The organism is Pyrodictium occultum (assembly GCF_001462395.1).
Classification (GTDB): domain Archaea; phylum Thermoproteota; class Thermoprotei_A; order Sulfolobales; family Pyrodictiaceae; genus Pyrodictium; species Pyrodictium occultum.
This window is the reverse complement of sequence record NZ_LNTB01000001.1, coordinates 1230004-1248138: the sequence shown is the minus strand read 5'-3', so window position 1 is coordinate 1248138 and position 18135 is coordinate 1230004. Positions and strand designations below refer to the sequence as shown.

General features: G+C 62.9%; 24 protein-coding genes. 7 read left to right on the top strand and 17 right to left on the bottom strand.

What is annotated here, in order from left to right:
* Window positions 1-89: 89 nt before the first annotated feature.
* Window positions 90-782 (top strand): diphthine--ammonia ligase, encoded by a 693-nt coding sequence (locus CF15_RS06660; RefSeq protein ID WP_058371087.1) that lies wholly within the window; start codon window positions 90-92, stop codon window positions 780-782.
* A 599-nt stretch (window positions 783-1381) separates the two neighbouring features.
* Here CF15_RS06660 and CF15_RS06655 read toward each other — a convergent pair.
* Both CF15_RS06655 and CF15_RS06650 read right to left on the bottom strand, forming a co-directional pair.
* Window positions 1382-1624 carry a hypothetical protein gene (locus CF15_RS06655; RefSeq protein ID WP_058371086.1) on the bottom strand — a complete coding sequence of 81 codons (243 nt, stop codon included), beginning with the start codon at window positions 1622-1624 and terminating at the stop codon, window positions 1382-1384.
* Window positions 1621-2421 (bottom strand): nucleoside phosphorylase, encoded by an 801-nt coding sequence (locus tag CF15_RS06650; RefSeq protein ID WP_058371085.1) that lies wholly within the window; start codon window positions 2419-2421, stop codon window positions 1621-1623. The genes CF15_RS06655 and CF15_RS06650 overlap by 4 nt, the downstream gene beginning before the upstream one ends.
* A gap of 210 nt (window positions 2422-2631) precedes the next feature.
* Here CF15_RS06650 and speD point away from each other — a divergent pair, with 210 nt between their 5' ends.
* On the top strand, window positions 2632-3027 hold the full coding sequence (speD, locus tag CF15_RS06645; RefSeq protein WP_058371439.1) for an adenosylmethionine decarboxylase: 396 nt from the start codon (window positions 2632-2634) through the stop codon (window positions 3025-3027).
* 64 nt (window positions 3028-3091) lie between these two features.
* On the opposite strand, the gene CF15_RS06640 is transcribed toward speD, so the two are convergent.
* From CF15_RS06640 to glmM, 5 genes are all read right to left on the bottom strand, one after another.
* Window positions 3092-4090, bottom strand: coding sequence for a hypothetical protein (locus CF15_RS06640; RefSeq protein WP_058371084.1), 999 nt, complete (start codon window positions 4088-4090; stop codon window positions 3092-3094).
* 96 nt (window positions 4091-4186) lie between these two features.
* A complete protein-coding gene (locus CF15_RS06635) occupies window positions 4187-4420 on the bottom strand; it encodes a hypothetical protein (protein ID WP_058371083.1) in 234 nt (77 codons plus the stop codon).
* Window positions 4421-4558: 138 nt separating this feature from the next.
* Window positions 4559-5404 (bottom strand): 5'/3'-nucleotidase SurE, encoded by an 846-nt coding sequence (surE, locus tag CF15_RS06630; protein WP_236698165.1) that lies wholly within the window; start codon window positions 5402-5404, stop codon window positions 4559-4561.
* 63 nt (window positions 5405-5467) lie between these two features.
* Window positions 5468-5893: a Trm112 family protein gene (locus CF15_RS06625; protein ID WP_058371082.1), complete on the bottom strand. Its 426-nt coding sequence runs from the start codon at window positions 5891-5893 to the stop codon at window positions 5468-5470.
* Window positions 5890-7275, bottom strand: a complete 1386-nt coding sequence (glmM, locus tag CF15_RS06620) for a phosphoglucosamine mutase (RefSeq protein ID WP_058371081.1) — start codon at window positions 7273-7275, stop codon at window positions 5890-5892. The genes CF15_RS06625 and glmM overlap by 4 nt, the downstream gene beginning before the upstream one ends.
* Window positions 7276-7392: 117 nt before the next feature.
* On the opposite strand from glmM, the gene CF15_RS06615 reads away from it, so the two are divergent.
* A complete protein-coding gene (locus tag CF15_RS06615) occupies window positions 7393-8415 on the top strand; it encodes a DUF1152 domain-containing protein (RefSeq protein ID WP_058371080.1) in 1023 nt (340 codons plus the stop codon).
* A gap of 37 nt (window positions 8416-8452) precedes the next feature.
* Here CF15_RS06615 and CF15_RS08950 read toward each other — a convergent pair whose 3' ends face one another.
* The 4 genes from CF15_RS08950 to CF15_RS06600 all read right to left on the bottom strand — a co-directional run bounded on the left by CF15_RS08950 (window position 8453) and on the right by CF15_RS06600 (window position 10432).
* Window positions 8453-8608, bottom strand: coding sequence for a hypothetical protein (locus tag CF15_RS08950; RefSeq protein WP_168371323.1), 156 nt, complete (start codon window positions 8606-8608; stop codon window positions 8453-8455).
* A gap of 97 nt (window positions 8609-8705) precedes the next feature.
* The gene (locus CF15_RS06610; RefSeq protein WP_058371079.1) at window positions 8706-9134 is read right to left on the bottom strand and encodes an Hsp20/alpha crystallin family protein; all 429 of its coding nucleotides are present in this window, start codon (window positions 9132-9134) and stop codon (window positions 8706-8708) included.
* 20 nt (window positions 9135-9154) lie between these two features.
* Window positions 9155-9928 carry a proteasome assembly chaperone family protein gene (locus CF15_RS06605; protein WP_058371078.1) on the bottom strand — a complete coding sequence of 258 codons (774 nt, stop codon included), beginning with the start codon at window positions 9926-9928 and terminating at the stop codon, window positions 9155-9157.
* A 150-nt stretch (window positions 9929-10078) separates the two neighbouring features.
* Window positions 10079-10432 (bottom strand): hypothetical protein, encoded by a 354-nt coding sequence (locus tag CF15_RS06600; RefSeq protein WP_168371322.1) that lies wholly within the window; start codon window positions 10430-10432, stop codon window positions 10079-10081.
* Window positions 10433-10693: 261 nt separating this feature from the next.
* On the opposite strand from CF15_RS06600, the gene CF15_RS06595 reads away from it, so the two are divergent.
* Window positions 10694-11023, top strand: a complete 330-nt coding sequence (locus tag CF15_RS06595; RefSeq protein WP_058371076.1) for a hypothetical protein — start codon at window positions 10694-10696, stop codon at window positions 11021-11023.
* On the opposite strand, the gene CF15_RS06590 is transcribed toward CF15_RS06595, so the two are convergent.
* Complete coding sequence (locus CF15_RS06590) at window positions 10971-11294, bottom strand: DUF424 domain-containing protein (RefSeq protein ID WP_058371075.1); 324 nt, start codon at window positions 11292-11294, stop codon at window positions 10971-10973. The two genes, CF15_RS06595 and CF15_RS06590, sit on opposite strands and share 53 nt — an antisense overlap.
* 90 nt (window positions 11295-11384) lie before the next feature.
* Between CF15_RS06590 and CF15_RS06585 the strand changes: the two genes are divergently transcribed.
* The 3 genes from CF15_RS06585 (at window position 11385) to uppS (ending at window position 13644) form a co-directional block, all read left to right on the top strand.
* Complete coding sequence (locus CF15_RS06585) at window positions 11385-11831, top strand: translation initiation factor IF-2 subunit beta (RefSeq protein WP_058371074.1); 447 nt, start codon at window positions 11385-11387, stop codon at window positions 11829-11831.
* A gap of 62 nt (window positions 11832-11893) precedes the next feature.
* On the top strand, window positions 11894-12787 hold the full coding sequence (locus CF15_RS06580; RefSeq protein WP_058371073.1) for a CBS domain-containing protein: 894 nt from the start codon (window positions 11894-11896) through the stop codon (window positions 12785-12787).
* Between the two features lie 95 nt (window positions 12788-12882).
* Window positions 12883-13644, top strand: coding sequence for a polyprenyl diphosphate synthase (uppS, locus tag CF15_RS06575; protein ID WP_236698163.1), 762 nt, complete (start codon window positions 12883-12885; stop codon window positions 13642-13644).
* Here uppS and CF15_RS06570 read toward each other — a convergent pair.
* The 5 genes from CF15_RS06570 to CF15_RS06550 form a co-directional block, all read right to left on the bottom strand.
* A complete protein-coding gene (locus CF15_RS06570; protein ID WP_058371071.1) occupies window positions 13553-14710 on the bottom strand; it encodes a DUF373 family protein in 1158 nt (385 codons plus the stop codon). The two genes, uppS and CF15_RS06570, sit on opposite strands and share 92 nt — an antisense overlap.
* Window positions 14673-15611, bottom strand: coding sequence for a coiled-coil protein (locus CF15_RS06565; RefSeq protein WP_058371070.1), 939 nt, complete (start codon window positions 15609-15611; stop codon window positions 14673-14675). The genes CF15_RS06570 and CF15_RS06565 overlap by 38 nt, the downstream gene beginning before the upstream one ends.
* Window positions 15612-15690: 79 nt before the next feature.
* Window positions 15691-16098 (bottom strand): SWIM zinc finger family protein, encoded by a 408-nt coding sequence (locus CF15_RS06560; protein WP_058371069.1) that lies wholly within the window; start codon window positions 16096-16098, stop codon window positions 15691-15693.
* Window positions 16095-16844 carry a ribose 5-phosphate isomerase A gene (rpiA, locus tag CF15_RS06555; protein ID WP_058371068.1) on the bottom strand — a complete coding sequence of 250 codons (750 nt, stop codon included), beginning with the start codon at window positions 16842-16844 and terminating at the stop codon, window positions 16095-16097. Before rpiA ends, CF15_RS06560 begins: the two co-directional genes overlap by 4 nt.
* A complete protein-coding gene (locus tag CF15_RS06550) occupies window positions 16834-18129 on the bottom strand; it encodes a tRNA (N(6)-L-threonylcarbamoyladenosine(37)-C(2))-methylthiotransferase (protein WP_058371437.1) in 1296 nt (431 codons plus the stop codon). The genes rpiA and CF15_RS06550 overlap by 11 nt, the downstream gene beginning before the upstream one ends.
* Between the last annotated feature and the right edge of the window lie 6 nt (window positions 18130-18135).

Below are 18135 nucleotides of genomic sequence, written 5' to 3'. Positions count from 1 at the left end.
TCACCCCTTCGCGCCCCGGCATACAGCCTGGATGGCCCTCCTGGGGTTAAAGGACGCTGAGCCTCGGCCAGGATGCTCAGGGGCTGCGGGTGCGGGCCTGCAGCATGTTCAGCGGCGGGAAGGACAGCACCTACGCGCTTCACTGGGCGGTGCTCCACGGCTTCCAGGTCTGCTGCCTGGTGACCCTTAGACCGAGGCTGGGCTGGGCGAGCATGCTGTTCCACTATCCTGGCGTGGAGCTCACCAGGCTCCAGGCAGAGGCTCTGGAGCTGCCTCTGGTCGAGGGCGAGGCCGGGGAGGACGAAGAGGCGGGGCTTGTGGAGGTGCTGCGTAGGGCCCGTGGACGGGGCTGCGAGGCGGTGGTTGCCGGGGCTCTGCTGAGCGACTACCAGAGGCTGAGGTTTGCAGCCGCCGCCGAGGAGGTGGGGCTCCGCATCTTTACGCCGCTCTGGAGGATAAACCAGGTAGAGTACATGAGGAGCCTGGTGCGCGAGGGCTTCAAGGTGATGGTGGTGAGCGTTCAGGCCTACGGGCTCCCTGGGAGCCTCGTTGGAAGAGTTCTCGACGAGGAGACGGTGGAGGAGATAATAGAGAGAGCGAGGCGCTACGGCTTTAACCCGGCCTTCGAGGGCGGGGAAGCGGAGACACTAGTCCTTGATGCTCCACTTTTCCGAAAACAGCTTAGAGTTGAGGGCGTCGTAGAGCGGCTTGGACCAGACCACTATTTCTATAAGATCACCCGTGCATGGCTTGTCCCTAAGCATGGGGTCCCTGGCGGCTAGCACTCGGAGGCTGAGGCAGGCCAGCCCGCCTAGCAGCCTCCAGAGCGGCTCCACGAGCAGCGGGAGCCCCACGACTGTGGCGGCAGCGGCGTAGAGCCCGGGGCTCACCGGGGCGATGGGAGCCTCCTTCTCCACCACCTGCTGGGCTTCAGGCATCGCCTGCAGCACCCAGTCCAGGAGCTGGCCCAGCCACTCGATAGAGCCCTTGGCCACTAGCGCCGCGGCGGGCGGCGCCACTATCGTGGCGAGGGCCCCCGTCAAGGGGTCGAAGAGGGGTCGGGGCGCCGGCTCCTCAGCCTCCCCGGCGCGCTCCAGCAAGATGCCCGCGAGCCTGTAGACGTAGGACGAGGAGAGGTAGGAGACCGTGCCGGCCGAGGCCCCGGCGGCGAGCCATAGCGCCAGCGCGGGGCCGGGCAGGCCCAGCGCGAGGAGCGCTAGCGAGGAAGCGAAGAGCACCGCTGCGGCTAGCGCGGCTGCCCTGCTAAGCCGTCTCGCCAGGTCTAGGGGGGCTAGGAGCCGCCCGTGCACGCCTCAGCACCGCCGCTGGCACCGGTTTCCACGAGTACACTGCGGTGCTGCAAAACCTCTCCTCGCGGTATTTAAGCGGGGTCCCCGGCTCCGCAGCCCCTGGAGGCGAGGCTGTAGAGTACACCCCGTAGCTCGGCAAGCTTGTCGCGGAGCCTAACCAGGGAGGTGTAGGTGGAATAGACGCTCCCCGGGCTCACGCGCTCCCCGCTGCTTGCCGCCTCAGCCAGCTCGCCTACAGACTTCTCCACGAGCTCCAGAAGGGCCATAGCCTCGTCTAGGAGGCGTAGGGCCTCGTCCGCCTCGCCGCGGCTCATAGCCCAGCACCGGGCCTAGGCGAGGAGAGCTTAATACCCTTCATCTTCTCCATGTGCAGGGCCAGCGCCTCGAGCAGGGGCCGGAGTAGCCTCTCGATGCTGTCTAGCACCTTTTTGCGCAGCTCCTCCGACTCCTCCTCTAGATACGAGGAGCCCCTCTCGATTCCCTTGGGGAGGCTCGACTCGATGACGAGAACCGAGGCTGACATCAGCCTCCTGCTCATGGACACCGTGAATAGCGACGCGGTGTCCATGTCTAGGGCGAGGGCTATCTTGCCGTAGAGCCGGGCGCCCTGCTCCAGCAGCTGTTCATTGAGGTAGAACGTGTCAAGGCTCCAGACCACCCCCGCCACTGTCTTTATGTCGTGGATCTCGAGCGACTGCTGTATATGGCGGAGCAGCGTATAGTCGGGTATGGCCGGCACCTCCATTGGCGCGTAGGTCTTCGAAACCCCGTCGCCCTTTATCGCCGCCGTGGCCAGTACAACGCTACCGATACCCAGGCTGGGCGATATGGCGAGCCCGGTATCCAGGTGGAGCAGCACCCGGGCGCCGAGCCTCGACAGCTCCTCTATGAGTATAGCGAGGGCCGAGGGCCCCACGGGCCTCAGCGCCACCGAGAGCCGGGCACGGTGGATGCTCCCCGTCGCCAGCCTGAAGCCGGGCCTCCCAGGCCTCTCCACAACATCGTGGAGGAGGCTTACAGCATGCTCATAGACCTCTTCAAGGCTAGTTACAAGCACATGAGTTGACACGTCACCCTTGCCAGCCTTGGTGAAGGGCTGAATCCTGGGCAACACCTTGGCACCCTAGATAGCGAACCTTCCCCCGCCATCCAAGCGTAGCGGGCACCAGACTCGTAGGGGTTAATCAATGCTCTACCCTAAGCCCGGAGGGCAGACATCGGGGATGTACGGGAGCGCGCCACCCCCGAGCGCGGCGGCCCGGGGGGAGGGGGTAAGTCTTAAAGCTAATCATAGCTGTGCCCCCCTCCCCCGGTGAGCACTATGGAGACGACGCCCGTTATCAAGCCAAGGCCTCAGCCAGCGCCGGGCGAGCCCAGGGTCTACGGCAAGCATGTCTACGGCAACCTCTACGAGTGCGACCGCGAAGTGCTGAGCAACGAGGAGAGGCTACGCCAGATAGTGGTCAACGCCGCCAAGCTGGGCAACATGACCCTGCTGGATGTGAGGAGCTGGAAAATAGGCGAGGGCGTCAGCGTGGTCGCGATAGTGCTGGAGAGCCATATAACAATACACACCTGGCCCGAGTACTCGTTCGCAACCGTAGATGTTTACAGCTGCGGCAAGCACACCGACCCGGAGAAGGCCTTCAACTACATAGCTGCTGCGCTGCGTGCTAAGCGCATCGAGAAGAAGGTCACAGAGAGGCACCTAGAATAGGAGTTCCCAGCGCTAATACCTCCAGAGTTTTTAGCTGGTAAGGCCCCCTACTCCTCGCAGCTCTCTACACCGCTCCGACGCCAACAACCCTTCTCAGCGCCTCCGAGGCCTTAAGCGCCGCATCCGCGCCTATAAGTAGGTGCTCGCCTCCATCAACGACCAGCCTGCCCCCCGAAACCACTGTCTCGACTCTAGGCCTAGAGGCGGTAAGGCTCCAGGGCCTTGCAGCCCTGGGCTCGGGTAGCCAGCCGGGCGGCTCAGAGGCGTCCACCACCACGAGGTGGGCGGGGGCGCCGTAGACCCGGTAGCCCGGGTCCAGGACTCCATGGATTCCCTTGGCCAGCGTCTTGTACGCGTCGAGACGGCCCCGGCTCATTAGGCTCCAGGGGCTCGCCTCGTGGGGGTAGAGGGGCTCCAGCCTCAGCTGCCCAGCGCCCGGCGCCTCCAGCACACCGTTATCCATCCTATAGACTACCTCGGCCTTCTCGGGCACGCCTTCTGGAGGCTCCGGGCCGCAGAGCGCGACGCCAACGCGCACCTTGCTCCTGTCTATCCCGCGGGCCTCGAGGCCTCTAAGGGCCTCCTCGAAGCTCCTCCGGGGCGTCAGGCTACAGCCCTGGGGATAGAGGACGGCGCCCTCAAGCCCCGAGTCGATTATCGCCCTGGCCACTGCCTCCAGGTGGGGGTCTATGGCTATCACCCTGGTGTAGCCGTGGAGGGCGAGGTCGTAGGCCGCCATGAGGGCCGCGTAGTAGGCCTCGCGCTCCCCCAGCTGCGCCACCCTGGAAGCCACGCTGCTCCAGGGATACTCCCGGGGCTCGACACCGTCGAGCTGGCTGCGGAAGGGGTAGAGCTCGAGGTAGACTGGGGGAGAGGCGAACCCCGGGTAGACTATCCTCCCGGGCCCCCCGGCCACTAGTTCAGCGGCCTGCATCTCCTCCGGCGGCTCCCCCTCCCCGATGCCGTCTACACCGCCTCCTGAGAGGCGGATATAGCCCGGGCCGTGAGCCACGCCGTCCTCGTCAAAGTAGTAGATGTCGTGGAAGAGGATGCGGAGAGGCAAGCCGCTGCTCCACCTCTAGGTCGTGCGTGGCGAGGCTCAACCGGGGGGTGCCGTGCAGCCACGGGGGATAGAAGGCTGGCGCCCCCGGGGCGGCGGCTAGTCGGGGCACACCCAGTCGGAGACGACACGTATCCTTGAGGGGCCGCAGATAGCCATGCACGCAAGGCAGACGGTACAGAGCCCCGGCTCTACGACAACGCGGCCCGCGTCGAAGCGTAGCGCGTCGGTGGGGCAGACGCTGCTGCATTCCTCGGGGTCGAGGTCGCCGAGGACCTCTATACTCCGGGCCACTATGGTGCAGGGCTTCTCCGGTCTACGCCTCCACGCCATAGCGCGGCGCCCAGCGCTGGGCAGGGGATGCCTGTGTACCCGAGGTCGGACCCGGCGCCATATCACCCCGGGAGCCGGGGGTCATCTCGTCCGCCGGGCCACCACCCCGGGAGAGCTGGGTGTAATGGTGCTCCGCTGTTAACTCTTGCTGGCCCCGGCCAGCTCGGCCTCGACAAGGCTCACCATGGGCTTCAGCTTCTCGACCATAGTGCTCCAGGAGCTCCTCGGCGGGTTCATGTTGAGCGAGAGCGGGGTCACCGCTATAGCGTTCTCCACATGGACCACGTATACATCGGAGCCGGGCTCCGGCTCCACTAGTGTGCCGTAAAGCCAGTAGTACTTCCTACCGCGGGGGTCGTAGAGGACGCTCACCTTCTGCAGGAACTTTATCCTAGCAGCCGGCGCTATCTTGACCCTGGTCTCCCTGGTCACCCTCCGGGGGAAGTTGACGCTGATAATGTCGGCGCCCTCGGGGATCCCGTTATCCAGCACCCATAGGACTATGCGGCGTATAATCTTCTTGATGTTCTCCCAGGTCTCCCTGTCCTCCTCGAGCTGGCTGGCCTCGTCCACGTTGGCTGAGAAGGCTAGGCCTGGTATGCCGAGTAGTGCGGCCTGGGCGGCTGCACCTATGGTTCCCGACGAGAGTATGACCTGTATACTCGTGTTATCGCCTATATTGACCCCGGAGACTACTATGTCGAGATGGGGGGAGAACTCCTCTATAGCCAGGTATATCACGTCGCTGGGTGTGCCGTTAGTCATGTAGACGTCTACGTCGCTCCAAAGCCTCACTCTGGTTATCCGCAAGGGCTTGTGGAGCGTTATGCCAAGCCCGCTGGCGCTCTTAGGGGTCTCGGGTGCGAGGACGTAGGCTTTCCCTATATCCTTTACAGCCTCATATAGCAGTCTGAGCCCTGGGCTGTAGACGCCATCGTCGTTAGTTACCAGTATCTTAGGCGTGCTCCCCGCCACTACGGTCACACCCGGAAGGCTCCTTAGCGAAAAGGTGCCCTGTAAAGGAGGCTGGCCTAGGGTGGCGCCCCCTTAGCTCCCGCGGAGGTTCCAGGGCTTGCCATGGCGGACTATCTTCTCGGGGAGCCGGTCCTGGTACTTGCGGAGGAAGCGTAGGTCCTCCTCCTTCTTCCGCAGGTTGTCGGGAAGCATCCTGGGTATCTCATCTATTATCGGGTACCAGCGGCCGCAGTTGGGACAGTAGAGGACGCCGGTAACGACCTCGACCTTCAAGCACTCGGCGCAGGGGGCTGCAGAGCCGACCTCCTCTATCTTCTTGCCTACGGGGGTCTGGAGCCGGTAGCAGTAGAGCTCGCAGAGCGGCGGCTTGAAGCGCTCAAGCAGCTTCCTTATCTCCTGCTCCCTCTCCGGGTACGTCCTCTCCTCTATCACGTAGAGCTCCAGGGGGAAGTGTTTACACATAGGGCATGCTGCGAGGTCCATGAACCGGTACTTCATCCCGCTGCCAGCCTCCTCGCCTTCTCCACGAGGCTCTCGGCAAGCTCTTTAGCCCTATCTGGGCTCCTCGCCTCCACCATCACCCTTAGCACCGGCTCGGTGCCGCTGGGGCGGACGAGGAACCAGTAGTCGTCCGCATCAACCCTCAATCCGTCTATGGTCAGCACGCGGTAGCCGGGCTTGCCGCTGTACTCCTGCCTCAGCGCCTCCACAACCCTGACTGCCTTCTCCCTCGGCATCGGCACCTTGGTCTTCACAGCGTAGTAGCGGGGCAGCTCGCCGTAGAGCTGGGAAGCCCGGACACTCCTCCGGGCGAGCATCTCGAGGAAGAGGGCCAGCGTCATGCCGCCGTCGCGGGCCAGGAGGTGGGGAGGGTAGATGAAGCCGCCGTTATCCTCGAAGCCGGCGAGCCCGCCCTCCTCGAGGAGCCGGTAGCTTATGTTTACGGAGCCCACAGGGGTCCAGGCAACCTCTATCCCCCGGGGCTTGAGGTAGTCCTCCACAAGCCTGCTGCTGGAGACCGCTGTGTAGATCCTTTTGGGCGTGTCCAGGAGCTTTTCCTCGGCTATGTAGGCTGAGAGCAGTGCCCCGGTGCGGTCGCCCCACCAGGCCTCCCCCTTCTCATCCACGATTATCGCGCGGTCGCCGTCGCCGTCGTGGCCGACTCCCAGGTCGAGGCCCAGCGCTGTGACCGTCCTCGCCGCCTCCGCCAGGCTGCTGGGCGTCGGCTCGGGCTCCCGGTAGGGGATAGGGCTTAGATCGCAGGCTATTGTATAGGCTTTGACGCCGAGCCTCCGCAGTATCCTGGGCGTGGTGAGCGATGAGACGTTATTAGCGCAGTCGACTAGGACGCGGAAGCCCCTACTCCTTATCAGGGTCTTGTCTACCCGGTCCACCACCGCCTCCACGTAGATGTCTAGCACGCGGGGCTCGACCGTGGTGTCGTGCACCGCGCGGCTCCAGGGCACCCGGCGGAGCCGCTGCTCGAAGAAGATCTCCTCTATCTGCCTCTCGGTCTCCCGGTCCACCTCTATGCCCATTGGACCTATAACCTTGATGCCGTTGTACTGGGGCGGGTTATGGCTAGCAGTAACCACTACGCCCAGGTCGTAGCCCAGCTCCTTCACAGCATACTGGACCGCAGGGGTCGGGGCGAAGCCCCCGTCAGCCACCACGTGGACGCGGGCGCCGGAGGAGAGGAGGCCCGCGGCGACAGCATGGAGTATCATGTCGCCGCCTGCTCTCGCGTCGCGGCCGAGGAGCACGTGGACCCCTTCGCCGAAGTGGCTGGCTATGGCGGAGCCGAGGCGTAGAGCCAGCTCGGGGGTGAGCTGCTCGTTCACAACCCCTCGGACGCCGTCAGTGCCGAAGAGCCTGCCCAGGATGCAGACACCTCCCGGCCACCTGCTTCTCCTGCGCGTCTAGCTGCAGGAGGAGGACTAAGATTTCTAGCCGCCCTGAGCCCCGGGGCCCGGCGCGAGACGCTTGGGGGCCCTGCGGTGTGCATCACTGAGAGCATCTACGGCTGGAGGCCGCGCTGCGTCCTAGTAGTCTCGACCGGCGGCGGCGGGGACGTGGCCACAGCCTCGGTGCTGGCTGAGGCACTGCGCCGCGGGGGCGTCGAGGCCGTTGTAGCGGCTAGCCTCTGGGAGAGGTTCGTGAGGGACCCGGAGCCGGGGCCAATACCGCTCCACAGCATAGTAGGTGCGGAGCCCGTAGCCGGGGGAGCCGCGGCCCGCCTCCATCCAGGCTGCTACGCCGTCCGGGGCAGGATCCTAGAGCCTGGGGCCTGCCGGGCGGCGGGGCTCCTACGCGGCCTAGCCTTCTATGCCTTGGACGCCTGGGGTGGCGAGCTGGCCCTACGGAGGGCTCTGGAGGAGATAGCAGGGCTCCATGGCTGCGAGGCGCTGCTCGACGTGGACGTCGGCGGCGACGTGCTGGCGGAGGGCCGGGAGGAGGGCCTCTGGAGCCCCCTCGGCGACAGCCTCGGGCTAGCGGCGTCGGCCAACACGGGGCTCCCCGGGGTGCTCGGCGTCCACGCGCTGGGGGCGGACGGCGAGCTGGGGGAGGAGGAGCTGCTGGCCCGTATAGCAGCCGTGGCGGCGAGGGGCGGCTACCGCTGGATACGCGGCCTCGACCGCAGCGACCTGGAGCTGCTGGAGGAGGTGCTGAAGGCGGTGGAGACAGAGGCGAGCAGGATACCTCTCCTCGCCGCCCGCGGCGCCTACGGCTGGCTGGAGATACGCGGCGGCACGAGGAGGGTCCGCGTCACAGTGTACCAGGCCGCCACCGTGTTCCTAGGCCTCCGTGAGGCCTACGAGGCGACCCCGACCGCCAGGGCGGTGGCGGGGACGAGCAGCCTCGAGGAGGCCCGGGAGAGGCTCAACAGCCTCGGAGTCTACACCGAGCTGGACCTGGAGGAGGACATCCACCCCCTCCTGGAGCTCGGCCTGCTCACCCCCGAGAGGCTTCTCGATGCCAGGAGGGCTGGGCGGAGGAGGCTAGGAGCCCCGAAGAATTGACAGCCCTAAAAACTGGGAAGGGCGTGAGCTGTGCAGTCTACTTGTAGACCACTATGACGAGCCTGCCGCGCCACTCGCTCATCTCGATCTTGACCCGGTCGCCCTCGCGCCAGCGGAGGCTGGCCACTAGCTCCTCGGGGAGTCGGATCAAGTAGCCCTTCTCATCCTTGTCTATTACGCCTTCATACCCCATTCTCGCGCACCCCGCGTGGCTGGAAGACCCGCGTCACCGCATCCCAGCCGGGTTCAGCGTAATTAAAAGCTCCCAGACGGCTCCCGGGGCCTCCTCTCTACTCACGCTTCTTGGGCAGTGTTATCTCCACTATCTTGTTCGGCCTAACCCTCACCTGGACGCCGCTGGGGTCGGCGTCGGGTGGAAGGGTGAGCTCATGCTTATAGTGGCGGAAGGTCAGCCCGTGCCCCATCGATGTACCATAGATGTCGCTGAACCGGACCTCGCGCTCCAGCTTGGCCTCAAGGATCAGCTTGTCGCCGGAGACCTTCACCTCCAGGGACGAGGTGTCGGCGGCCGCCAGGTCGACGAGTATGGTGTAATGGTCGGGGTGCTCGTAGACCGTGTAGAGCGGGCGGAGCGCTCCCTCGGGAGACCAGCCTGCATGAACGATCTCCTCCAGCTCGTAGAACAGCCTATCCATCTCCTCGATTATCCTGCGCCGCAGCCTCTCCCACTCGCGGCGCAGCTCCTCGTAGGCGGACAATGCACCCCACCCCTCCGCCTCTAGGCGTACATTAGGGAGCTTGGAGCCCTCATCTCCGCCATGGCCTGCCTCGTCTGCTTCATGAGGCCGCGGAGCCTCAGCCGTATCATCTCTGCCTGCTCGAGCAGCTTCTTGACGTCGATCTCAATATTCACTATTCTCGAGATTACCTTTAGGACCTCTGCGGCGGCCTCGGGGTCGGGGAACTCCACGTAGGCGTCTGCGAGCAGCACGAGGTTGGCGACGCGCCTGCGTATAGCCTGCTTGAGTATGAGCGCGTAGGGGCCTACCAGGTAGCCGTTGGAGAAGTTCCTTATATCAAGACCGTCTACGAGTTTCTGTGCCTTCTCGCTGCTAGCTATCCAGTAGACGCCAGGCTTATCCATATTGATCCGGTTGGGAGAGGCTATACCAACTATCGACATAACGTAGTCAACGCCACTCTTCATGGCATAGTCTATTAGGAGTCTCGAAAGCGGGTATATAGCTGGCGGAGGCACCGGAGTCTCAGCCGTAACCACGAGCAGATTATCGCGCGCATATATCCTTATGGGAGGGCGTACAGCGCCGTTAGATATGACTGCTACCGGAGGCATCATTGAGAGTATGTCTATCCCCGCAACCTCCCTCATCTGAAGCGTTTCCACCAGATGGCTTGACGATATGACACCGACGAGCCCTGTATCGGGAAGCCCCAGCACCATGAAGCTTGGCTTCTTCAGCTTGAATTCCTCGTACTCCGCGAGGAGGAGACTGTCAAACTCCTCCTCATAGACCGGGCGGCTTACGGGCATCGATCCTCCCCCTAGAGCTGAGGGCTACACGACTGCATGTAGAGCCCCCTTCTGGGGAGGGGCTGGTCACGGCAGCCAGCCCTTCTACCCGGGTTAGGGGTAAGATTGGACTATGGCTCCGCATCATATAGATGCTGCTAGCCTAGGGGTCTAGAGAGCTAGAGCCGCCAGCTCCTCGGGCATCCTGCTAAACAGTAGGTACTCCTCCAGAACTATTTTAGTCCTCCTGCCGGCCCGCGCTAGGTTGAGCGCCATGCCCGCCACCCGGTAGGCGACTATGTAGGGTGGGGCTCCCGTAGCCAGCGCTACCAGTATGGAGGGCGCGCCCGCTAGGGCCGCCAGGACGCGTATCCGGTCAAGCCTCCCTATGTGCTCGTGTTCCAGCAACCGGCTCACACTGCCCATGGCGGCGGCTGCCTCCTTCACCGCCTCAGCTAGACTGCTATAGGAGTGCGCGAGCTCTCCAGCGACTCTTGCCGCCTCGGACGCCCTTACCGTGCCCACCGTCTCCACCTCTCGGAGGTCTCTCCAGCGGCTTCACTCCTTTACTGCAGTGTTGTAAGGCGTGCAACGGGCAATACTACCCAGGTGCTACCGGGCTTGGGGCGGGCAGGCGTCCGGAGCAGAGCTAGCCCTTGGGGGAGGCTACAGCGTGTGCTCCGCTGTAATTGTAATGGCTCACGTGGCAATCAATGTTGCGTAATGGCTCTCAAACATGTTTTAGGGCCCCGGGTCCCCGGGGGCCGGGGGCCGGGGAGGAGCCCTTTGGTTGAGGTCGAGATAACCACGAGAGAGAACGATGGCGCAGCCTGGTACAAGGATAACGTGATATACATAAATGTGAGGTGGCTCCAACTAGAGGAGGAGGCTGAATGGTTTATTGACGAAAGCTTCATGCACGAGTACATAGAGCACGTGCTCGGCCTGGGCCACGAGAAGGCTATCTTCATAGAGATGGTGTTACGCGACAGCCTCTACCGGGACTGGTACGGCGTCAACCCTCTTAAGCTGCTGTACCACCCTGCTCCGAGAGAGAGCAGGGCTAGTAGAGCATTCTCACAGCTTGAGCATGAGGCACTCCAGCTATCCTTATAACGGCCTCCGGGTGCACGAGCCCCTCTCTTATCGCTGCGTTCACCACGTTCTCCCCCACAAGGTTTAGAACCGTGGCCTCACGCGCCTTGGTAATCGCGTAGCTGAGCGGCACCAGCTGGCCTCCGTAGAACCTCTCACTCACGTGAAGCGCAATACGGCCGTCTACAAGCTTTACACCGAGCAGCTCCTCGTCGCACATAGCTATTATCTTCTCGCCCTGGGCCTCTATCACGTTGATGTAGACTAGAGGCTCGGCGGCATCCTCCGGCATAGCCAGGCTACCCCGGTACCTTGCACCCTAAGCGGCTACGGATTAATTAGCTGCCCGAGGGTTCACCAGGTGCTGTGGGGATGGGGAGAGTTGGGCCAGGCTAGAGGAGGCAGGATCCAGCTGATATACGACTATGAATACCTGTTGAGGAGGCTCTATGAGAGGCTGCCGGCCAAGACTGCTAAGGCTTCTAGATTCGAGCTGCCCAGGCTCGTGGTTGAGAGGGTGGGCACCAAGACCGTTATAAGGAACTTCAAGCAGGTAGCCGACGTTATGAGGCGGGAGCCCAGGCTGCTGATGAGGTACCTGCTCAAGGAGCTTGGAACAAGCGGCAACTATGACGAGGAGAACGGTATGCTGGTGATAAACGCCAAAGTGTCTACGGCGACGCTCAATAACCTGATCCAGAGATTCGTAAAGACCTACGTCATATGCCCGACATGTGGCGCCCCCGACACGAGGCTGGTGCGCAAGGGGAAGACGTGGATACTCGTCTGCGACGCCTGCGGCGCGGAGCAGCCCGTGCCGCCCTTCTAGCCCCAGGAGGCCACACTCTTTCTATACGCCGGGTGTACGCCTCATACATGTAGGGGCACGCTTTGCCCAGGAGGCTTGTGCTCCTAGGACAGTATCCGCCCACTGTGGTGCTTGAGCCCGGTCAGAGCCTGCTCGAGGCCCTCCTGGCCCTTGACCAGAGAGGGGTGCGCCATGGAGTCGTTGTCGACAATGAGGGTAGGCTGCAGGGCATACTCTCGATACGCCGCATACTATCCTTAATAGACCGGCGGCTCGGCCAGGGAGAGAGCGTCTACAAGGGGCTCGAGGAGTCGCGTGTAGAGGAGCTGATGTGGCGTAACCCGCCCCGTGTCATCCTAGGGGAGTACGGTATAGAGGACGTAATCTACATAATGTCGAGGCTCAACGTGGGCGCAGTCACCGTCGTGGATAGGGATGAGAGGGTGCTCGGTATTGTCTCTGAGAAGCATATAACCGGCATAATGGCTATGACCAGCATCAATGTAGCGGTGCACGAGATTATGACTAGCCCAGCTGAGAGCCTTGGGAGGGATGCCAGGCTACGTGAGGCTCTGAGCATAATGGCCTCTCATCGGTATAGGCATGTGCCTCTAGTGGACGAGGAGGGCAGAGTTGAGGAGATGGTGACTGCCAGGGACATTATAGGCTACGTGGCTCTCGAGCCCACACTGGAGAAGCTAAGAGAGGGGAGGGATAGCGAGGTGTTCAACATCCCTGCGTCGAGCATCGCTACCGGCGCCCCCGCCACGGTGGAACCCGACGTGGATGTGTCGAGGGCTCTCCGGGCCATGAAGAAGATGGGTATAAGCGGCTTGGCCGTGGTCGACCAGGAGGGGAGGCTTCAGGGCATTGTTACCGAGAGGGATGCCGTGATAAAGCTGCCGAAGGTAGTCGGCACGGAGATATTCTATGACCAGGCACGCTCCCGCCTCTATGTGGCGAGGATAGTATCATAGCTCCCGGGGCCTTATAACCCCTTAAGCCCCGGGGGCCTAGTAGGCATAAAGAGCTAGAGGATATCCCCCGGAGGCTAGCACTTCTCGGCGGGGTAGTGGCTGGGGCTCTACTCGGCTGGGTGGGCAATACGGTGTACCGGAGGCTGTTGGCGAGGCTGCTGCGGAGGAGGCTGGCGAGGGATAAGCTGCCCCACCACGTGGCCATCATACCTGATGGTAACCGGCGCTGGGCCCGCCGGCGGGGGCTGCCAGCTGTAGCCGGCCATCTACGGGGCTACCAGGTTGCCAGGAGAACGCTCGACCTGCTCTGGAGCCTGGGGGTCCGTCACGTCACCTTCTACGGGCTCTCTAGGGAGAACTGCCTCTACAGGCCGAGGGAGGAGCTGGAGAACCTTCACCGCCTGCTGGGCCGGGCTGTAGAGGAGCTGGCGAGGGATAAGCGTGTCGAGAGTGGCCGGACGAGGGTGTTCTTCGGTGGCGATCTCTCCCTTCTGCCAGGCTGGCTCGTGGAGAGCATGGAGTGGATAAACAGCTCAACAAAGGGTAACGCCCCCTACACACTGGCGGTAGCGGTCTGCTACAGCGGGCGCTGGGAGGTGGAGGAGGCGGCCCGGAGGCTCTGCAGAGAGGCGGGGGCCTGGGAGGGGCTCCGCAAGGCCATGGTATTCGGCTGGCTCCCCGAGCCCGACCTGCTGATCAGGACAGGAGGAGAGCTGAGACTCAGCGGCTTCCTCCTCTACCATGTGGCGTACACCGAGTTCTACTTCACTCGCCGTCTCTGGCCCGCGTTTGACGAGGCTGAGCTGTACCGTGCTCTTCTCTCCTTTCAGCGGAGGGAGAGGAGGTTCGGTAGGTAGGCCTCTCCAGCAGCCTAGCCGCGCGCCATGCTATGGCCATCAATAGTACCGAGACTATAGTGTAGACGGCGAAGTTGCTGGCCATCAACGCGTGTATCAGCGAGCTGAGGCTGAAGCTGTTCATCATATCCAACGCCTCTGCCAGCGTGTCGAGGAGCACTACAACGGCTACAACAGTAACTATCGAGACAAGCTCCCGGCCCAGCCTGGTGCTGCCGGAAACAAACTTCGAGGCAGCATGGCCGAGAATGGCGATGCTCGCCGCGAAGCCCAGTAGACCGGTGGCGCCCCGTATCGTGTCGGCCACCACGCCTGGCGTCACTGTCTCAGCGTGGATGAACTGAAGGACTGCAAGGACTATGCCTAGAGCGGCTGATATGCCTGCTATGGCGTAGGATACGAGAGCCACCGGGGTCTCCGTCAGTGTCTTCACTATCCTTTCCTCCAGGTCGAAGCCCCTTACAACCATGGCTGCGCCGGCCAGCATAAGCACTACTAGGAGGGCCTCGCGGAGCATGTGCATGAGGGCGAGCACCGAGAAAGCCACGAGGATTATGCCGGGCACCCCTAGGAACATGCGGGAGAACCTCGGCTCGGTAATCACCTTCTTGATATACTTGGCCAGGAGGATGTAGGTCTCCTCGACTCCCCGGAGCTGTTTTATGACGAGACGGTGAACCCCGTAGACGGGGGCCAGGGAGGACACCATTGGCACGAGTAGCTCGTCCTCGGAGCCGTCAGAGACCACCACCACGCCATCCGGCTGGTACTCCTCTATCAGCCTTTCAAGCTCCTGCCTGGCCCTCATACTCGCCTCTGCGCCACCCAGCTCGCTGCCGGCGACCACCGCAGGCGCTGCGTCATAGCCCTTGCCGCGTAGCTCGTCGGCCAGCTTCACCGCCGCGAAAAGCACGTTGGCGTCAGAATCCTCGGGGTCGTAGAGAGCGAAGCGTATAGCTGCATCTAGGACCCGGTCACGGCCGAGTATAGGGGTAGGTATACCTGCACGGCCTAGATCGTTGTCAAGGTCAACCGCCAGCACTAGTATCCTCTTCGCGTCCCTCATTACCCTCTTCCTCTAGCTCCTCTAGCTGTGATGCGTACAACAGCCTCAACTCCTCTAGTGTTAACGGCTCGCCTCGTTTAAGCTTCTCCTCAACTTGGCGCTTCCTCTCCGCGTATATCTGGAGGAGCCTCTCCTTCTCCATGCCGGTGTAGAGGTTCTTCAACTGCTGGCTGAGCTGCCGTAGCTCCTGGACCTTGCTGTTTATCTCCTCCCTGAGCCGGTCTATCTCCTTGCTCTTCTCATCTATGGTCTTGGTCAGCTCGTCTATCCTTGGACTGAGCTTGTCTAGCTCCTGCCTCAGCTCGTTTATCCTCTCATCTATCCTTGATATGCGCTCGCTCCGGGACCTTATCTCCTCGCCGTAGCTGCGGAGCTGGAGACGGAGCCCCATCAATTCCGCCCGCTTCTCCGCCAGCTCCTGGAGAACCTGGCGCGCCTCCAGCGTCTTCTGGAGCAGCGCCTCAAGGCGGACTATCTCGTCCACTATCTCCTTCTCCTGCTCAGGCGTGAGGACCTGGGTCTGCTGCCTCCACTCCAGCTCCTCTATCCTCCTGCGTATCGCGTTTATACTCCGGCGGGCGAGGGGCCGCAGCTCTGCAGCTATCTTCCGCTGCTGCTCTAGCTCGTTGACCGTGGAGCGGAGCTTCTCGAGCAGCTCACGGCGCTGCTGGCGGAGGCTCCTGACCTCCTCCACGAGCTTCCTCCTCTTCTCGCGGAGCTGGCGCAGCTGGTCCCGAAGCAGCCTAGCCCTTTCTATGAGGCTTCGCCTCTCCTGGCGGAGGCTCCTGACCTCCTCTATCAGCGAGTACCGCTTCTCCTTGAGCCTCTTTATCTCCTCTCTCAGCTCGGTCATCCTGTCCAGTATCTCCTTCTCTGAGGCCCCTGCTAGGCCTGGCTGCAAGGATGCATCAACCCTTCCGGAGCCTGGTGGACGCGCGTGGGCCCGAGAGGGTTATGGGCCCTGCCGCCCAGGCTATATTTTACTGCTTCCCTTGGCGGCTCTGCTGGTAGAGGAGCCTTCTCAGGGTGCGGGTCCTCCCCTCGAAAATAGTTTCAAGCAGCACGTCTACCAGCTTGTCGCCTCTAAGCACCATTGACAAGTCGTGGAACCTCCCGGTTCTCCTTGCTATGTCGACTGCCACTAGGTGGTAGCAGGGCTCGCTCGACTCCCCGCCGGCGACCCTTATGGTGAAGTGGGGGCAGCTACAGTACGTGCCTGGTATTGCTATATAGTCGGACTCCCTCCCCATAACTATCCAGAGTTCCACGGGGCTACGGGCTATACGTACCGCCCTCATCTCCCCCGCTGCCGCGGCCTCCTGGCCCCGGGCCTCCTCGCTCCTCCTAGCTATCCGGCGCCGGAGCTCCATGAGCCTGGGGGTAGTCAAAGCGTCGGGTTCCTCCAGCGCCTTCTGCACTCATAGACCTCTGAGCCGCCGTCACCCCTGCCCACTACGAGGGCATCGGCATAGCCTATGAACAAGCCGTGGCCCATCACGCCAGGAATCCTATCGAGGAGGCTGGAGTACTCCATGGGCTCTATGACCCCCCAGGGCCAGGTATCCACCACCACGCCACAGTTATCCGTGAGAGCGGGGCCGTCACGGCAGCCGCAGCCGAGCCGGGGTTCGGCTCTCACCCCACGGGCCCTAAGCTCCTCGATGACCGGCTGGAGGGCGGGCTCCAGCACCTCCACGGGGACGGGCTTCCCCAGCTCTCCGAGCCGGCTGGAGAGCTTAGACTCGTCCACCACTATCACGGTGTACCTGCTGTTGTAGGCCATTATCTTCTCCCGCAGCATCGCCGCGCCCCTGCCCTTCACCAGCATGCACTCGCCGCCGACCGGGGCTGCCTCGTCGGCTCCGTCGAAGTAGAGGTCCAGGCCCCTGCCCGGCACCTGGGTGTAGGCCTCCACTCCATGGCTGCGCAGCAGGAGGAGGGTTGAGAGGCTTGAGGCGTAGACCCTAGCCCCTCTAAGCGCCCTGGACAGCTCGGGGTCGCGTAGCAGCGCCTCCACCACCGCCGCCACGGTGGAGCCGGTGCCGACTCCCACTCTCTCCGCCTCGAGGAGCCTTGGCCGAAGTAGCTCGACCGCCCTCTCCGCGGCGGCACGCTTAGCCGGGCTAGCAGTCAAGAACGCGTCCCCGGAGATCATACCAGGTGGCGTCGGTTACTTCAATGCACCTCCACTCACCAGGCTCCGCAGAGCCCTCGGGGAGTATCACCGGAGTGTAGTTGTAGAGCTTCGCGTCCAGGCCTCCGCGTTCGCCCCGTGAGACCACGAGCGCGCGGGCCCGGGAGCCGATGTACTTCCGGTGCTCCTCGAGCCCTATCCTCTCCACCACCGCCATGAGCCTCTTAGAGCGGCTCTTCTTCACCGGGTCCGGGACCTGGGGCAGCCCCGCTGCCACTGTGCGGGGCCGGGGCGTGTACTGGGCTAGGTGCACTCTCTCGAACCTTAGCTCCTCGACGAGCCTCACAGTGTTGCCGAAGGCCTCCTCGTCCTCGCCGGGGTGTCCCACTATTATGTCGGTGGCCACCATTACGCCGGGTATCTTGCTCCTTATCTCCCTCACCATTGAGCGGTACTCGTCCACCGTGTAGCGGCGCTTCATTATCCTGAGCACCCTGTCGTCACCGCTCTGGACCGGGAGGTGGATGAACTTGAAGAACCTAGGCGCCTTCAGCGCCTCTATGAACTCGTCGAGTATGGGCATAAGCTGGTCGGGGCTCATCATGCCGACGCGTATCATGAAGCTACCCGGCAGCTCTGCTAGGCGCTGGAGCAGCTCCGGGAGCATCCTCTTCCCGTAGATGTCTACACCGTATACCGCCACATCCTGGCCAGTTATCCTGATCTCCACCACGCCCCGGCGGGCAAGAGCCCTTACGAGGTCGACAACCTTCTCCATCGGGCGGCTGTAGACCCTGCGGCGGGCAAGCTTGGTTATGCAGAAGCTGCAGTCGTTGAGGCAGCCGTCGGCTATCGGGACCTCCGCCACCCTACCTCTTTGCATCAGCCCCGGCTCCGGGGTGTAGAGGGTCTTAGGCCTAGGAGGCTCGCCGAGAAGGTCCCGGCCCTGCTCCAGCGCCTCGTGCACACGGTGCACATTATAGGTTGCTACGAGCAGCGCCTCTGGCGCAATCCGCTTCACGGTGTAGGGCTGGGCGGTGGCCATGCAGCCTGCCACAACTAGGGCTGCAGACCGGCTCCGGGCAAGCTTGTACAGCTCCCTTATCCTCCTCCTCATCTTCTCCTCGGTGTCCAGCCTCACCGTGCAGGTATTCACTACTATCACGTCTGCGTCCTCGAGGCTATCCACTATCTCGTAGCCCCTACGGGCCAGCGCACTCTTCATTATAGCGGTGTCGGCGTGATTGAGCGCGCAGCCATAGGTCTCGAAGTAGACCCTAGCCATAGCGGC

What these genes read in the sequence shown, in the direction of transcription:
- CF15_RS06635 (WP_058371083.1), bottom strand. Translation starts at nt 4,420, where the DNA reads ATGGCGTGGAGGCGTAGACCGGAGAAGCCCTGCACCATAGTGGCCCGG.
- CF15_RS06570 (WP_058371071.1), bottom strand. Translation starts at nt 14,710, where the DNA reads ATGAGGGACGCGAAGAGGATACTAGTGCTGGCGGTTGACCTTGACAAC.
- CF15_RS06605 (WP_058371078.1), bottom strand. Translation starts at nt 9,928, where the DNA reads ATGCCCGTAAGCCGCCCGGTCTATGAGGAGGAGTTTGACAGTCTCCTC.
- CF15_RS06550 (WP_058371437.1), bottom strand. Translation starts at nt 18,129, where the DNA reads ATGGCTAGGGTCTACTTCGAGACCTATGGCTGCGCGCTCAATCACGCC.
- speD (WP_058371439.1), top strand. Translation starts at nt 2,632, where the DNA reads ATGGAGACGACGCCCGTTATCAAGCCAAGGCCTCAGCCAGCGCCGGGC.
- CF15_RS06655 (WP_058371086.1), bottom strand. Translation starts at nt 1,624, where the DNA reads ATGAGCCGCGGCGAGGCGGACGAGGCCCTACGCCTCCTAGACGAGGCT.
- CF15_RS08950 (WP_168371323.1), bottom strand. Translation starts at nt 8,608, where the DNA reads ATGGGGTATGAAGGCGTAATAGACAAGGATGAGAAGGGCTACTTGATC.
- CF15_RS06625 (WP_058371082.1), bottom strand. Translation starts at nt 5,893, where the DNA reads ATGAAGTACCGGTTCATGGACCTCGCAGCATGCCCTATGTGTAAACAC.
- CF15_RS06590 (WP_058371075.1), bottom strand. Translation starts at nt 11,294, where the DNA reads ATGCCGGAGGATGCCGCCGAGCCTCTAGTCTACATCAACGTGATAGAG.